Annotated in this window: 13 protein-coding genes; 3 read left to right on the forward strand and 10 right to left on the reverse strand. The window is 63.4% G+C overall.

The window, feature by feature from the left end:
* Positions 1 to 41 precede the first annotated feature (41 nt).
* A complete protein-coding gene (locus tag ACEPP2_RS12915) occupies positions 42 to 398 on the forward strand; it encodes a hypothetical protein (protein WP_142589093.1) in 357 nt (118 codons plus the stop codon).
* 31 nt (positions 399 to 429) lie between these two features.
* Here the strand turns inward: ACEPP2_RS12915 and scpA are convergent, their stop codons facing one another.
* From scpA to ACEPP2_RS12940, 5 genes are all read right to left on the reverse strand, one after another.
* Positions 430 to 2565 (reverse strand): methylmalonyl-CoA mutase, encoded by a 2136-nt coding sequence (gene scpA, locus ACEPP2_RS12920; RefSeq protein WP_077548434.1) that lies wholly within the window; start codon positions 2563 to 2565, stop codon positions 430 to 432.
* Between the two features lie 579 nt (positions 2566 to 3144).
* Positions 3145 to 5136, reverse strand: coding sequence for an acetyl-CoA carboxylase biotin carboxylase subunit (locus tag ACEPP2_RS12925; RefSeq protein ID WP_395516950.1), 1992 nt, complete (start codon positions 5134 to 5136; stop codon positions 3145 to 3147).
* 17 nt (positions 5137 to 5153) lie between these two features.
* On the reverse strand, positions 5154 to 5531 hold the full coding sequence (locus ACEPP2_RS12930; RefSeq protein ID WP_395516844.1) for a hypothetical protein: 378 nt from the start codon (positions 5529 to 5531) through the stop codon (positions 5154 to 5156).
* 11 nt (positions 5532 to 5542) lie between these two features.
* Positions 5543 to 6472, reverse strand: a complete 930-nt coding sequence (yghU, locus tag ACEPP2_RS12935; protein ID WP_395516845.1) for a glutathione-dependent disulfide-bond oxidoreductase — start codon at positions 6470 to 6472, stop codon at positions 5543 to 5545.
* A 139-nt stretch (positions 6473 to 6611) separates the two neighbouring features.
* Positions 6612 to 8144, reverse strand: a complete 1533-nt coding sequence (locus ACEPP2_RS12940) for an acyl-CoA carboxylase subunit beta (RefSeq protein ID WP_395516846.1) — start codon at positions 8142 to 8144, stop codon at positions 6612 to 6614.
* A 118-nt stretch (positions 8145 to 8262) separates the two neighbouring features.
* Here ACEPP2_RS12940 and ACEPP2_RS12945 point away from each other — a divergent pair, with 118 nt between their 5' ends.
* Together ACEPP2_RS12945 and ACEPP2_RS12950 are read left to right on the forward strand one after the other, a co-directional pair.
* Positions 8263 to 9672 (forward strand): helix-turn-helix domain-containing protein, encoded by a 1410-nt coding sequence (locus tag ACEPP2_RS12945; protein WP_395516847.1) that lies wholly within the window; start codon positions 8263 to 8265, stop codon positions 9670 to 9672.
* A gap of 31 nt (positions 9673 to 9703) precedes the next feature.
* Entirely contained in the window at positions 9704 to 10747 is a 1044-nt protein-coding gene (locus tag ACEPP2_RS12950; protein WP_395516848.1) for an NAD(P)-dependent alcohol dehydrogenase, read from the forward strand.
* 168 nt (positions 10748 to 10915) lie between these two features.
* On the opposite strand, the gene ACEPP2_RS12955 is transcribed toward ACEPP2_RS12950, so the two are convergent.
* The 5 genes from ACEPP2_RS12955 to ACEPP2_RS12975 all read right to left on the reverse strand — a co-directional run bounded on the left by ACEPP2_RS12955 (position 10916) and on the right by ACEPP2_RS12975 (position 14597).
* A complete protein-coding gene (locus ACEPP2_RS12955; RefSeq protein WP_395516849.1) occupies positions 10916 to 11164 on the reverse strand; it encodes a TRAP transporter large permease subunit in 249 nt (82 codons plus the stop codon).
* A 9-nt stretch (positions 11165 to 11173) separates the two neighbouring features.
* Positions 11174 to 11659 (reverse strand): TRAP transporter small permease, encoded by a 486-nt coding sequence (locus ACEPP2_RS12960; RefSeq protein WP_395516850.1) that lies wholly within the window; start codon positions 11657 to 11659, stop codon positions 11174 to 11176.
* Positions 11660 to 11689: 30 nt separating this feature from the next.
* Positions 11690 to 12682 carry a C4-dicarboxylate TRAP transporter substrate-binding protein gene (locus ACEPP2_RS12965; protein WP_142589082.1) on the reverse strand — a complete coding sequence of 331 codons (993 nt, stop codon included), beginning with the start codon at positions 12680 to 12682 and terminating at the stop codon, positions 11690 to 11692.
* An 89-nt stretch (positions 12683 to 12771) separates the two neighbouring features.
* Complete coding sequence (locus ACEPP2_RS12970; RefSeq protein WP_395516851.1) at positions 12772 to 13857, reverse strand: Ldh family oxidoreductase; 1086 nt, start codon at positions 13855 to 13857, stop codon at positions 12772 to 12774.
* The gene (locus tag ACEPP2_RS12975) at positions 13854 to 14597 is read right to left on the reverse strand and encodes an SDR family oxidoreductase (RefSeq protein ID WP_395516852.1); all 744 of its coding nucleotides are present in this window, start codon (positions 14595 to 14597) and stop codon (positions 13854 to 13856) included. The genes ACEPP2_RS12970 and ACEPP2_RS12975 overlap by 4 nt, the downstream gene beginning before the upstream one ends.
* Between the last annotated feature and the right edge of the window lie 57 nt (positions 14598 to 14654).

Raw genomic sequence — 14654 nt, forward strand, 5'->3', positions numbered from 1 at the left:
TCAAGCTTGCTGTTCTTCCGGGAAGAACGGGAGAACTTTCCATGAAGACGCTGCTTGTGATCGCTGCCGCGGCCGCTGCGCTATCGATGCCGAGCCTTGTTCTGGCGCAATCCATCACGGATATCGGCGGCCGTGACTCTGGACCGCCGCCGCCGGAGGCTGAGATGCATCGTCCCGACCAAGGTCACGGACGGGATGTGGGCAAGGAGCACCGGGGCGCGCATTACAGGATTCAGGACGGCCGGATGAAGATTTCCTTCCGCTGCCCCGATGGCGAGCCAGCCCAGGATTGCGCTGATCTCCTGCTGCAGGTTCTCGACCGGCTGCAGGCTGGTGGTTCGTCGGAAGAGGGCGGCTATCGCGACTATGACCGTAGACGGCCCTACCGCGATCGCTGAGCCGAGAACTCGTGAGAACACTTTGACGGCATCAGATATTGCGGCGCTTGCCCTCCAGGAGGTCGAGCACCTTGTTCGCTGCATCCAGCACGTTCGTTCCGGGGCCGAAGACGGCGGCGACGCCATGCTGCAGCAGGTAGTCATAGTCCTGCCGCGGCACCACGCCGCCGACCACGACGATGATGTCGGCGGCACCCCGCGCCTTCAGCGCCTCCACAAGTTGCGGCGCAAGTGTCTTGTGACCTGCCGCGAGTGACGACATGCCGACCACCTGGACATTCTCCTTGACGGCGAGGTCCGCTGCTTCATCGGGCGTCTGGAAGAGCGGGCCTGCGAGCACGTCGAAGCCGATATCGCCGAAGGCCGAGGCGATCACCTTGGCGCCGCGATCGTGGCCGTCCTGGCCGAGCTTGGCGACCATGACCCGCGGCTTGCCGGAGGATTGGGCATAGCCGGAGAGGCGCGAGACAAGCGTCCTGTACTCCGGATCGTCCTCGTAAGCCGCGCCGTAGATGTCGCCGACCACTTCCGGCACGGCCGCATGGTCGCCGAAGGCCTGTCGCATGGCGTCGGATATCTCGCCTACCGTGGCCCTCGCGCGCGCCGCTTCGACGGCGGCGGAAAGCAGGTTGCCCTGGCCCGAACGAGCGACTTCAGAAAGCGTCCCGAGCGTCTCCTCCAAGCGCTTCGGATCGCGCTGCCGCCGTACCTGCTCCAGCCGCTTGATCTGGGCGGCGCGTACGGCGGTGTTGTCGATCGCCAGGATGTCGAGATCGTCCTCGTTCTCCAGCCGGTACTTGTTGACGCCGACGATGATCTCCTCGCCGCGGTCGACTCTGGCCTGCCGCTTCGTGGCCGCTTCCTCGATCAGCCGCTTCGGCAATCCATCGGCCACGGCCTTGGTCATGCCGCCGAGCTTCTCGACCTCCTCGATCAGCGCCCAAGCCTTCTCCGCCAGTTCGTTGGTGAGGCTCTCGATGTAGTAGGAGCCGGCGAGGGGATCGACGACCTTGGTGATGCCCGTCTCGTGCTGCAGGATGAGCTGCGTGTTGCGGGCAATGCGGGCGGAGAAATCCGTCGGCAGCGCCATGGCCTCGTCGAGCGCGTTGGTGTGTAGCGACTGTGTGCCGCCGAGCGCGGCCGACAGCGCTTCGTAGGCGGTGCGGATGACGTTGTTATACGGATCCTGCTCCTGCAGCGAGACGCCGGATGTCTGGCAGTGGGTGCGCAGCATCAGCGAGGATGCCTTCTGCGGCTTGAACTCCTCCATGATCGACGACCAGAGGAGGCGCGCCGCGCGCAGCTTGGCGATCTCCATGAAGAAGTTCATGCCGATCGCGAAGAAGAAGGAGAGGCGGCCGGCGAAATCATCGACGTTCAGGCCCTTGGCGAGTGCGGCCCGAACATATTCGCGGCCGTCAGCAAGCGTGAAGGCGAGCTCCTGCACCAGCGTCGCGCCGGCCTCCTGCATGTGGTAGCCGGAGATCGAGATCGAGTTGAAGCGCGGCATCTCCTTCGCGGTGTACTCGATGATGTCCGCGACGATCCGCATGGAAGGCTCCGGCGGATAGATATAGGTGTTGCGGACCATGAACTCCTTGAGGATGTCGTTCTGGATCGTGCCGGACAGCTCGGCGCGCGAACAGCCCTGCTCCTCCCCGGCGACGATGAAGGAGGCGAGGATCGGGATCACCGCCCCGTTCATGGTCATCGAGACCGACATCTCCTTCAGCGGGATGCCGTCGAACAGGATCTTCATGTCCTCGACGGAGTCGATGGCCACACCCGCCTTGCCTACGTCGCCCTCCACCCGTGGATGGTCGGAATCGTAGCCGCGATGGGTGGCGAGGTCGAAGGCGACGGAAAGGCCCTTCTGACCGGCCGCGAGGTTGCGGCGGTAGAAGGCGTTCGACGCTTCGGCCGTCGAGAAGCCGGCATACTGGCGAATGGTCCAGGGGCGACCCGCATACATGGTGGCGCGGGGTCCGCGGACGAAGGGCTTGAACCCCGGCAGGCTGTCGAGGTGGTTCACCCCCTCGAGATCCTGCGCCGTGTACAGCGGCTTGACGTCGATTCCCTCGGGTGTCTCCCAGACCAGCGTCTTCGGCGAAGCCTTCAACTCCTTCTCGGCCAGCTGCTCCCAGTCCTTCAGGGTCTTCTCCGACATCGGTCGCTCCTCGATACGCCTCTGTTCACGCGCGGAAGGCTCCGCCGTGGCTTGTTACTCAGTTCGGACGGGGCGCTGAAAGCTGCCTCGTAAAGTTAGTTTATGTGGCACCTCTCAGCGCCCCGTTCGGCAGTTTGTGCCCGCGACTCCGGTCTCTCTGCAAAGGCCGAATGGGGAGGTGTTTGACCGCCGGTTTCCCGGTTTCCGAGGCTCCTTGCCCCGGCATCTCGTCGGACTTGAAGGTCCGGCGACACCATCCTCATCGGCCCCCCTGTGTGCCGCACAGGCACGCCCGGCGCGCTCTTTCGGGCATCAAGAGACGAGGGCCGGTCCGTAACCCTTCGTCTCTCCCCGTGTCGCCGGAGGGAGACCATTTTCCGCGGACCCCGATGATGAGGACTTACGTCGTTTCCTCATCACCAGCGCCGGCCCCGCCTCGCCAGGACGCCTCCTGGTGTATCCGCGGCGGGACGGGCATAGTCTGCATCAGCTTCACGCGACGGGGACGATCTCCGCCTTGATTTTTCTCAAGCTGCTGATTTTTCTGGACCCGCTACGCCAAGCCTTCCCCTCTCTGTCCTATTCGAACTCCATGATAAGCTCGTCCACCGCGAGGCTCTGCCCGGCGCTGGCGGCGATGTGCTTGACCACGCCCCGCCGCTCGGCCTTCAGGACGTTTTCCATCTTCATCGCCTCGACGCTGGCAAGCGTCTGGCCGGCCTCGACGGTATCGCCCTGCTTCACCACGATCGACGTGATGACGCCCGGCATGGGGCAGAGCAGCATCCTGGACGTATCCGGCGGCAGCTTGACCGGCATGAGGCGGGCAAGTTCGGCGACGCGCGGGCTGCGGACGCGCGCGGTTAGGTCAATGCCGCGCCAGCGGAGCCGGATCGCCGTGCCGACGAGATCGACCTTCACGCCGAGCGTTATGCCGTCGACGTGGAAGCGGGCATGGGACTGACCGGGAACCCAGCCACCGGTGATGGAGGCGGTCGCACCGTCGGCGAAGCGCGCGATGATCCCATCTGCCGACATATCCACTGTCAACGGATAGTCGCGCTGCGCCAGGGTCACGACCCAATCTCGCCCGACGACACGACGGTGATTGCCGATCGTCCCCGTTATCTGCACCGCCCGTTCCTGCAGCATCTGATTGAGGTAGGCAGCGATCGTCGCAAGCTTGCGCGCCGAATCCGCGTCAGGCGTGACGCCCGAGAAGCCTTCCGGAAATTCCTCGGCGATGAAGGCTGTGGTGAGCCGGCCCTCGCGAAAGCGCGGATGTTCCATCACGGCAGACAGGAAGGGCAGGTTGTGGCCGATGCCTTCAACCTCGAAATCGTCCAGTGCATCGCTCATGGCGCCCACCGCCTCGAGCCGGCTGGGCGCCCAGGTGCAGAGCTTGGCGATCATCGGATCGTAATACATGGAAATTTCGCCGCCCTCGAAGACGCCGGTATCGTTACGCACCACCGTCCCGTCCGCCTGCGTGCCTTCGGCTGGCGGGCGGTAGCGGGTGAGTCGGCCGATCGAGGGCAGGAAGTTCCGATAGGGATCTTCTGCATAGAGCCGGCTTTCGACCGCCCAGCCGTTGAGCTTCACGTCCTCCTGCCCGAAGGAGAGCTTCTCGCCGGCCGCGACGCGGATCATCTGCTCCACCAGGTCGATGCCGGTGACGAGCTCGGTGACCGGGTGCTCCACCTGCAGTCGGGTGTTCATCTCGAGGAAGTAGAAATTGCGGCTACCGTCGACGATGAATTCGACGGTGCCGGCGGAATGGTAACCCACGGCTTTCGCAAGCGCGACGGCCTGTTCGCCCATGGCGCGGCGGGTCGCCTCATCGAGGAAGGGCGAGGGGGCCTCCTCGATAACCTTCTGGTTGCGGCGCTGGATCGAGCATTCGCGCTCGCCGAGATAGAGGACGTTGCCATGCTTGTCGCCGAGCACCTGGATCTCGATGTGGCGCGGCTCGGTGACGAATTTCTCGATGAATATGCGGTCGTCGCCGAAGGAACTCTTCGCCTCGTTCTTCGACGATTGGAAGCCCTCACGTGCCTCCGCATCGTTCCAGGCGATCCGCATGCCCTTGCCGCCGCCGCCGGCCGAAGCCTTGATCATCACCGGATAGCCGATCGATGCGGAGATCCGCACCGCCTCATCGGCATCCTCGATCAGGCCCATGTGGCCGGGGACGGTGGAGACGCCGGCCTCCGCCGCGAGCTTCTTCGACGTGATCTTGTCGCCCATGGCCTGGATGGCATTGACCGGCGGTCCGATGAAGGTCACGCCTTCCTTCTCCAGCGCCTCGGCAAAGGCCGGGTTTTCCGACAGGAAGCCGTAGCCCGGATGGACCGCATCGGCACCCGTCTGGCGAATGGCGTCGAGGATCTTGTCGATGACGATGTAGGACTGCGAGGAGGGAGCGGGGCCGATATGCACCGCCTCGTCCGCCTGGCGCACATGCAGCGCATCACGGTCGGCGTCGGAATAGACCGCGACGGTGGCGATCCCCATCTTCTTCGCGGTCCGGATGACGCGGCAGGCGATCTCGCCGCGGTTCGCAATGAGCATCTTCTTGACTGTCACCGTCACACCTCGAATACGTCTTCAAAGGACTCCGGGAAACTCTGCCGCGCGACCTTCTCGTTGATCATCAGCAGGGCCTCGTACGAAGTAGGGTCGAAATCCTTTTCGGCGGCAACGATCTCGCGTCCGAACAGGAGGTTGATGCGGGCGGCGTCGAGATTGCCGCGTTCGAAGGGTTCGTCGCCGAAATGATGCCAAAGCGCATGCAGGAAGGCCGCGTCGATGCGGTGCTCCTTGGTGCCGGGCCTGCCGTGGCGGGGCAGCGCCTTGATGGGCGTCACGCCCTTTGGATTGGCCCGGCGGATGGTGAACTGGACGCCGGTGCCCGGCATGCCAGAGGGAAACCCTCGGTGCTTGGTCATGTCAGGCAGGTTCGCCATTCTCGTCTCCTTCAGGCCTTGGCGGCGGGGTCGCCGCCGAACTTGTCCTGGGTCTTCGTCTCGAAGTCCGAGGCGTCGTGGCGCTCGAGCAGCTGGCTTGATGGATCACCGGAGGTACGGTTGACCATGAAGCCGCGCTTCACGCCGGTGCGCTCGCCGACCTGCTTCGTCCAGCGCTGAACGTGCTCGTACTCATCGACGGACAGGAAATCGCCGGCGTCGCCATAGGCATCCTTCAGCGCGAGGCGGCCGTACCATGGCCAGATCGCCATGTCAGCAATCGTGTAGGTGCTGCCGGCCATGTACTCGTTCTCCGCCAGGTGGCGGTTGAGAACGTCCATCTGCCGCTTCACCTCCATGGAGTAACGGTTGATGGCGTATTCGATCTTCATCGGCGCATAGGCGTAGAAATGCCCGAAGCCGCCGCCGAGGAAGGGGGCCGAGCCCATCTGCCAGAACAGCCAGTTCAGCGCTTCGGTGCGTACCCGCGTTTCCGTCGGCAGGAAGGCGCCGAACTTCTCCGCCAGGTAAACCAGGATCGAGCCGGATTCGAAGACCCGCAGAGGCTTGCCGCCGTCCTTCGGCCGGTGGTCCATCAGCGCCGGGATCTTCGAGTTCGGATTGACCTCGACGAAACCGGAGCCGAACTGGTTGCCATCACCGATCCGGATCAGCCAAGCATCGTATTCGGCATCCGAATGGCCGGCGGCGAGTAGTTCCTCCAGCATGATGGTGACCTTGACCCCGTTCGGCGTGCCCTGGGAGTAGAGCTGCAGCGGGTGCTTGCCGACGGGCAGATCCTTGACATGCGTCGCACCGGCGACCGGCCGGTTGATGCTGGCAAACGCGCCGCCGTTGCCGGGCTCCCAGGTCCAGACCTTCGGCGGGACATAGCCGGCAGGGAGGTTCTTCTCGGGCGGAAACTTCTCGGTGTCGGTCATGGGGTCGATCCTTTTCTGAAGGGAGCGTCAGTGGGTGACACCGGGGATATAGGAAGGTCCGCTGCAATTCGCCGCGGGCTGCAATGCTTTTGATGCTCTCTTCAAGATTATTCAGCCCTTCCGTCGTCGCGTCTGCCCTCTAAAGCGGGATCGTGTCGTGCTTCTTCCAGTGCGTCGTCACCTGCTTGTTCCTGAGTGATGCGAAAGCGCGGGCGATGCGGCGGCGGGAGGAGTGCGGCATGATCACCTCGTCGATGAAGCCACGCTCGGCGGCGACGAAGGGGTTGGCGAAGCGCTCCTCGTATTCGGCCGTGCGGGCGGCGATTTTCTCGGCGTCGGAAAGTTCGGAGCGGTAGAGGATCTCCGTCGCGCCCTTGGCGCCCATCACTGCGATCTCGGCGGTCGGCCAGGCATAGTTGATATCCGCGCCGATGTGCTTGGAGGCCATGACGTCATAGGCGCCGCCATAGGCCTTGCGGGTGATGAGGGTCACCATCGGCACGGTCGCTTCCGAATAGGCAAAAAGCAGCTTGGCGCCGTGCTTGATGACGCCGCCATATTCCTGTGCCGTGCCCGGAAGGAAGCCCGGCACGTCGACCAGCGTCAGGATCGGGATCGAGAAAGCATCGCAGAAGCGCACGAAACGGGCGCCCTTGCGGGAGGACTCGATGTCGAGGCAGCCAGCAAGCACCATGGGCTGGTTGGCGACGACGCCGACCGTCTGGCCCTCCAGCCGAATGAAGCCGGTGACGATGTTCTTGGCAAAGGCCTCCTGGATCTCGAAGAAGTCGCCCTCGTCGGCGATCGCTGCGATCAGTTCCTTCATGTCGTAAGGCTTCGTCGGGCTGTCCGGGATCAGGCTGTCGAGCCGCATCTCGAGCCGCGACGGCTCGTCGTGAAAGGGCCGCACCGGCGGCTTCTCGCGGTTGTTGAGCGGCAGGAAGTCGAAGAGCCGCCGCGTCGCCTCCAGCGCCTCGATGTCGTTCTCGTAGGCGGCATCGGCGACGGAGGATTTCTTCGTGTGCGTGCCGGCGCCGCCGAGTTCTTCCGCGGTGACGATCTCGTTCGTGACGGTCTTCACGACGTCCGGACCGGTGACGAACATGTAGGATGAATCGCGCACCATGAAGATGAAGTCGGTCATCGCCGGCGAATAGACGGCGCCGCCGGCGCATGGGCCCATAATGACGGAGATCTGCGGGATGACGCCGGAGGCCTCGGCATTGCGGCGGAAGATTTCCGCATAGCCGGCGAGCGAGGCGACGCCTTCCTGGATACGCGCACCGCCGGAATCGTTGAGGCCGATGACGGGCGCGCCGACGCGCACCGCCATGTCCATGATCTTGCAGATCTTCTGGGCATGGGTCTCGGAGAGGGAGCCGCCGAGGACGGTGAAATCCTGCGAGAAGACATAGACCTGGCGGCCGTTGATCGTGCCCCAGCCGGTCACGACGCCATCGCCGGCGATCTTCTGCTCGGCCATGCCGAAGTCGACCGCCCGGTGGGTGACATACATGTCGAACTCCTCGAAGGAGCCCTCGTCGAGCAGGACCTCGATCCGTTCCCGCGCCGTCAGCTTGCCTTTGCCGTGCTGTGCCTCGATGCGTCTTTCGCCGCCGCCAACCCTCGCTTCAGACCGGCGCTTCTCCAACTCATGCAGCACTGCGCGCATTCGCAACTCCCGAGGTTATACGCTCTTCCTTATTTGCTACGCCCGTAGCGGAAAAGCATTGAACGCGCGCAATTGCCAAATTATAAAATCGCAAAGTTGAAATTGCGAAATTGCGAACATGGCGATTGGCAAGCTCTTCATCGGGCGGAAGGTACGGGAACTGCGGGCGGCGAGCAATGCTACGCAGAGCCAGTTCGCCGAACGCATCGGCATCTCGACAAGCTATCTGAACCAGATCGAGAACAACCAGCGCCCCGTGTCCGCCGCCGTGCTCCTCGCCCTGGCTGACAAATTCCAGCTCGACCTTGCGGAATTGTCGACCGGTGAATCCGACCGGCTGCTCTCGGCACTGGCGGAGGCGCTGTCGGATCCGCTCTTCGACAATTATGCGCCAAGCCTGCAGGAACTGAAGCTTGTGACGCAGAACGCGCCCGGGCTTGCCCACGCGCTGATCACCGTCCACCAGGCCTACAGGCGCAACAGCGAGCAACTGGCCAGTATGGACGACCGCCTCGGCCGGGCTGTTGCCGTGGAGACGACCCCCTATGACGAGGTGCGCGACTTCTTCCACTTCGTCGACAACTACCTGCACGACCTCGACACGGAGGCGGAACGGTTGGCAGGCGAGCTTGGGCTGAGGGACAACAGCAGGCATGCGGTGCTGGCAGACCATCTCGAGCGGGCCTATGGCATCCGGGTCGTTTATCAGCCGATGGCGGAAAATGCGCTGCGCCGTTTCGATGCCGAAAGCCGCATACTGACCATCAACCCCTATGCGCCGGCCGAAACGCGTGACTTCCAGGCTGCGGTCCAGATCGCCCAGATGCATGCGGCCGAGAGGATCGACGCCATCGCAAGGGGCGCAGGATTCCGGACGGATGAGGCGGTGGATGTCTGCCGCATCGGCCTGCACAATTATTTCGCAGGCGCCTTGATCATGCCCTACCAGTCCTTCCTGCGGGCTGCACGCGAGCTGCGACATGATATCGAACTGCTTGCGGCGCGTTTCGGGGCGTCGCTGGAGCAGGTCTGTCACCGTCTGTCGACCCTGCAGCGGCCGGGTCTCAAGGGCGTGCCGATCTTCTTCGCCCGCATCGACCGGGCGGGCAACATCACCAAGCGCCACAGCGCGACCAAGCTGCAGTTCGCCCGCTTCGGCGCCGCCTGTCCGCTCTGGAATGCGCACCAGGCCTTCGAGGCACCGGGGCGGATCATTCGCCAACTGGCGGAGACGCCGGACGGGGTGCGCTACCTCTGTGTCGCCATCCAGGTGAACAAGGGGCTCGGAGGCTTCCGCTCCCAGCAGCCGAGCTATGCCCTGGCGCTCGGTTGCGAAGTCTCCTACGCGGAGGCTTTCGTCTATGCGGACGATCTGAACCTCACCGAGCGGTCGAGCTTCGAGCCAATCGGTATTTCCTGTCGCATCTGCGAACGCGTCAACTGCGCGAGCAGGGCTGTGCCGCCCTTCCGCCGCAGGATTTTCGTCGATCCCGATCGACGCGAGACGACGCCCTATCGGATCGGCTAGAATCTGCAGGGAAACAAAGAGGATCGTGATCATGCAGGCACTGGTACTGGAGGAAAAAGGCGTTCTGTCATTGCGGGACATCGACCTTCCGCTGACGGTCGGGCCAGACGACGTGAAGATCGCCATCCATACCGTCGGCATCTGCGGCAGCGACGTCCACTACTACACGCACGGAAGGATTGGTCCGTTCGTGCTGCGCGAACCGATGGTACTGGGTCACGAGGCTGCCGGAACGGTGGTGGAGGTGGGGAGCGCGGTGAAGCATCTGAACGTCGGGGACCGGGTTTGCATGGAGCCTGGCGTTCCGAACCTCTCCTCACGTGCGTCGAAGCTCGGCCTCTACAATGTGGATCCGGACGTGCGTTTCTGGGCAACGCCGCCGGTACATGGAGTGCTCGCCCCTTTTACCGTCCATCCGGCTGCCTTCACCTACAAGCTCCCGGACAATGTCTCCTTTGCGGAAGGCGCCATGGTCGAGCCGTTTGCGATCGGCATGCAGGCAGCGACGCGGGCGAGAATTCAGCCGGGAGACGTGGCGGCGGTGATCGGCTGCGGGCCGATCGGCATCATGGTGGCGCTGGCGGCACTCGCGGCCGGCTGCAGCCGCGTGTTCATCTCCGACCTCAGCAGCGAAAAGCTGGCGGTCGCAGAGCAGTATCCGGGCATCTTGCCGGTGAACATCCTTGAACGGTCGTTTGCCGAGGTCATCGCGGAAGCGACGGGTGGCTGGGGTGCCGATGTGGTGTTCGAAGCGAGCGGCAGTCCGCGGGCCTTCGACGGCCTCTTCGAACTTGTCCGTCCCGGCGGCACAGTGGTGCTGGTCGGGCTGCCAGTCGAGAAGGTCGCCGTTGACGTGGCTGGGGCGATCTCGAAGGAAGTGCGGATCGAGACGGTCTTCCGCTACGCCAACATCTTCGACCGGGCGCTGGAACTGATCGCCTCGGGCAAGGTGGACCTCAAGCCGCTGATCACCGGCACATACGACTTTGCCGACTCGATCGCGGCCTTCGAACGCGCCGCCGCCGGCAACACTTCCGACGTCAAGCTGCAGATCCGGCTGGCGGATGGGACGTAATTTTGGTCGCGACCGGGTCAAAAAGAGCCATTTTGAAACAAGTTTAGCAATCAGCTTAAGCGGATGCAGATGAGCATTGGCTAATAGTATCGGCATGGATGAGGCGCGACCTCATGGCATCATGCCCTTGCCGCCGGATGAGCCGGCAGAAGAAAAGAGAAGAACGGCTCAGACAGGCAAGGAAGCATCATGTTCAGGAAGTTCGCCGGAGGCGTTCATCAGGTTGCCCGCCATGATGAAAAGCGGAATGGCCAGCAGCGCGAAGTTCTGGGTGGTCGAGATCGTCTGCTGCAGCGGGATGGTGATCGGCAATTCCGGGTGCTGCAGGAAGAAGACGACGCCGGAAATGCCGATGGCAAAGGCCACCGGCATGCCGATAAGCATCAGAACGACAAAGGCGATGGTGACGAGAAGCATCCGATCACCTCAGCCAGCAGATGGAATGACGCGGCGACCATGTCGGAGGTCGAGGGTCTTGACCACGGTGGTCAGCATGAGCAGCAGCGCGCCGGAGGGCAGGCTGGCCGTCACCCATGAATAGCTGATCCAGGGAATGCCCTGGAAACTGCGGGCGCGGCTCGTCCAGGCAAGCTGCGTCCCGTAGATGATCACGAACACCAGGAAGGCCAGAAGGATCATGTAGTTCAGGTAGGTCAGGGCCCGCTGTGCATGGGCGGGAAACCGGTCGGTCAGCAGGTCGATGGACATGAGACTGTCCCGGCGCCACGCAATGTCGGCGCAGATGAAGCAGGCCCAGGCAAAGAAGCATGTCGCGAAATCCATCGTCCAGTTGAGGGGATGGGCGGCGAGCCGCGCCAATCCCCCAGCAAAGATCAGCAGGACCATGAGGATCAGCAGGATGCCGGCCACCACCGCCTCGACTTTCCCGATCATGTCGTAGAGCGTTCGCATGGGTGTCTCCTGTGGCCGGCTTTCCTGTCGTTACTTGCCGAGTTCGGCCTGAACGGCATTCTTGGCGTCGGTAATGCCCAGCACCTCGTATGCCTTCTCGCCTGCGGCCTTGAACGCCTCGATGTCGACGTCGCTCACGACCTCCATTCCCTTGGATTGCAGGTCTGCCTTGATGGTCTCGGCCATATCGGCGATCTTTTGCGATGTTTCACGACCTGCCGCCTTGCACTCCTCGACCAGAGCCGTCTGGTACTCCGCGGGCAGCTGATCAAACCACTGCGCGCTGACGACCTGGAAGTTGATCAGCATGATGTGTTTGGTTTCGTTAGCGTATTTCAGCACCTCGTAGAAACGACCGCCGGGAATGTTGGCATAGACGAGTTCCACGCCATCAATCGCCTGCTGCTGCAGGGCAGGGTACATGTCGCCGAAGGCCATGGCGGTGGGTGCCGCGCCGAGTGCACGGACCGACTCCTGCCATATGGGCGCCGGCGGAGTGCGGATACGCAGCCCAGAGAGATCTTCCGGCTTCCTGATCGGCTTGTTGGTGAAGAAGTGCCGGAAGCCCTGGACCCAGTCGAAGCAGACAACCTTTAGCCCGTGCTGCGTTGCAAGCTCATCCTGCCATTTGGCGAGTGTCGGGGACTCGGAGAGTTTCCAGACCTCGTCCAGCGAATCGACGAAATAGGGACCGTTCATCACCGCGATACTGGGAACGTAGTTGCCGAGACGGGCCGAGTCCGTGTTCTGGCCGACATTCGCGCCCTGGCGGATCTGCTCGATGATGTCTTCTTCGACACCCAGCTGGGCGCTATGATAGACTTCCATCTTCAGGCCGCCATTGGTGCGTTCTTCGACCTTCTTGGCCCAGTTCATGAACCCCTCGTGAAAAGGCTCGCTCGGTCCAAGGACGTGGTTGAACCGCAAGGTGAAAGTGTCCTGCGCCGTTGCCACCTGCGTGGTGATGGCAGCGAGGCCTGTCGCCGCGAGCAGCGGCAGCAGTTTCTTGGCTATCCTGTTCATGCTCTCTCCTCCACTTGTTGTCGTGTTCCGGCACCCTCTCCCGGATGCCGGCAGAACCGGCCGGCCTTGCCCGCCGGCCAAGACTCCCTTCACCTATCGAAGGGTGGCGTCAGTCCATGTTTTTCGGCAAGCTCGGCAAAGGCCTGGCGTGTCGCCGGATCGAGCGGCAGGCCTGTCCGGCGCCGCTCCGCCGCGACCTTCCATTCGCGATCGCCCGGCGCCATGACGCTGGTGCCCTCACGGGCCGGCGACGACCGGAGCACCTCGACGTATCGCTTCATGCCGGCTTCGAATACCGGCCGATCAACGAAGGCACCCGGCTTGAGTGCCAGAACGAAGGCGCCGAGACCGCGGGGGGTCGACAGGTCCGGGCCGTTCATCGGCAGGAGATCAAAACTCAGGCCCATCCCGGAGATGACCGCACTGAGGATCTCGGCAACTCCGGCGAGCCCGGCACCCTTGAAGCCGAATTCGCCCCCGACCGGCGCGAGCATTTCGGCCTGTTCCGGATCCCGGACGTCTTGCCCGGCTTCATCCGATGCAACACCCTCCGGCAGTTTTACGCCGAGGCTTCGGTATAGCTGCACGCGATTGTAGGGAATGGCACTCGTCGCCATGTCGAGAAGCCATGGCTGGTCGTTCTCCACCGGAACGGCGAAGGCGATGGGGTTCGTGCCATGGAAGCGCATCGCCCCGTCGTGAAGACGCACGAAACTGTCGGAATTGCAGACTGCAAGGCCGATATAGCCGCGCTCCGCAGCCGCCATGGCATAGGCCCCGGCGGGCCCGAAATGCGAGCCGTTGCGGATCGAGACGGCGCCGACGCCGAACTGTTCGGCAAGAGCGACGGCATGGTCCATTCCGCGATAGGCGCCTAGAGCCCCGTGACCGTGGTCGGCATCAAGAGAGGCGACAGCGCCGAAGGAATGCGCGATCCGGACATTCGGCCGCCGGTTGACCCGGCCGGCCTCCATGACCTTCACGTAGTGAGCGAGAAGCCTGACGCCATGGCTGTCGACGCCCAGCCGCGAGCCGTGCATCATGGCCCGGGTGGCAGCGTCCGCCGTGGCTTCGTCGGCGCCGATCGCGGCAAACACCTTCCGGCAGAAGCCGTCGGTCGCCTCGATGGAAGCATGGACGACATCGCTCCCGGACGTTCTGACAGGCGAGTTCATAGTGTCTGGCCTCCATCGATGACCAGAAGCTGGCCGGTCATGTATGCTGTTTCGTCGCTCGCGAGGTAGACCGCGGCCGCCGCCATCTCCTCCACTGTTCCCAATCGGCCCATCGGCTGACGGGCGATGAATGTCCGGTGCATTTCCGCAGGGTCGTCGCTGGCGTCGATGCGGTCCTGCAGGGAGGGCGAGTGCGTCGTGCCGGGGCAGAGCGCATTGCAGCGAACGCCGGTGGCGATCGCGTCGCGCGCCACGGCCTTGGTCAAGCCGATCATCGCCGCCTTGCTTGCACCGTATGCAGCCCGATTGGCGACGCCGGTAATGCTGGATGCCACGGAGGCAACGTTGATGATCGACCCACCGCCACGCTCGACCATCGACGGCAATGTCGCCTTGATCGTGCGGAAGGCCGCAGTCGCGTTCTGGTCCAGGCTTCTCTGCCAGGCTTCCTCGTCGCAGTCGAGGATCGAACCATTGTGGACCCAGCCGGCGCAGTTGACGAGGATGTCCAGAGGGCCGGTAGCGCCGAAGACTTTCCTGATCGCCGAGGTGTTGGTGACGTCGAGTTCTGCAATCGTGATGCGAGAAGAGATCTCTGTCAGGTCTTCCATCTTGGCGATGCTGCGGCTGGTTGCCACAACGCTCGCTCCCTCCTCAGCGAATCGAATGGCGATCGCCCGGCCGATCCCCTGTCCGGCCCCGGTCACGAGAGCATTCTTGCCCGCGAGACGACCACCCATGCTTCTTCTCCTTAATGTCTTCTGTGTACACTATACGTTAGATCCTGGTTTTATCAA

Origin of the sequence: Pseudorhizobium flavum (assembly GCF_044142885.1) — a bacterium.
Classification (GTDB): Bacteria; Pseudomonadota; Alphaproteobacteria; order Rhizobiales; family Rhizobiaceae; genus Neorhizobium; species Neorhizobium flavum.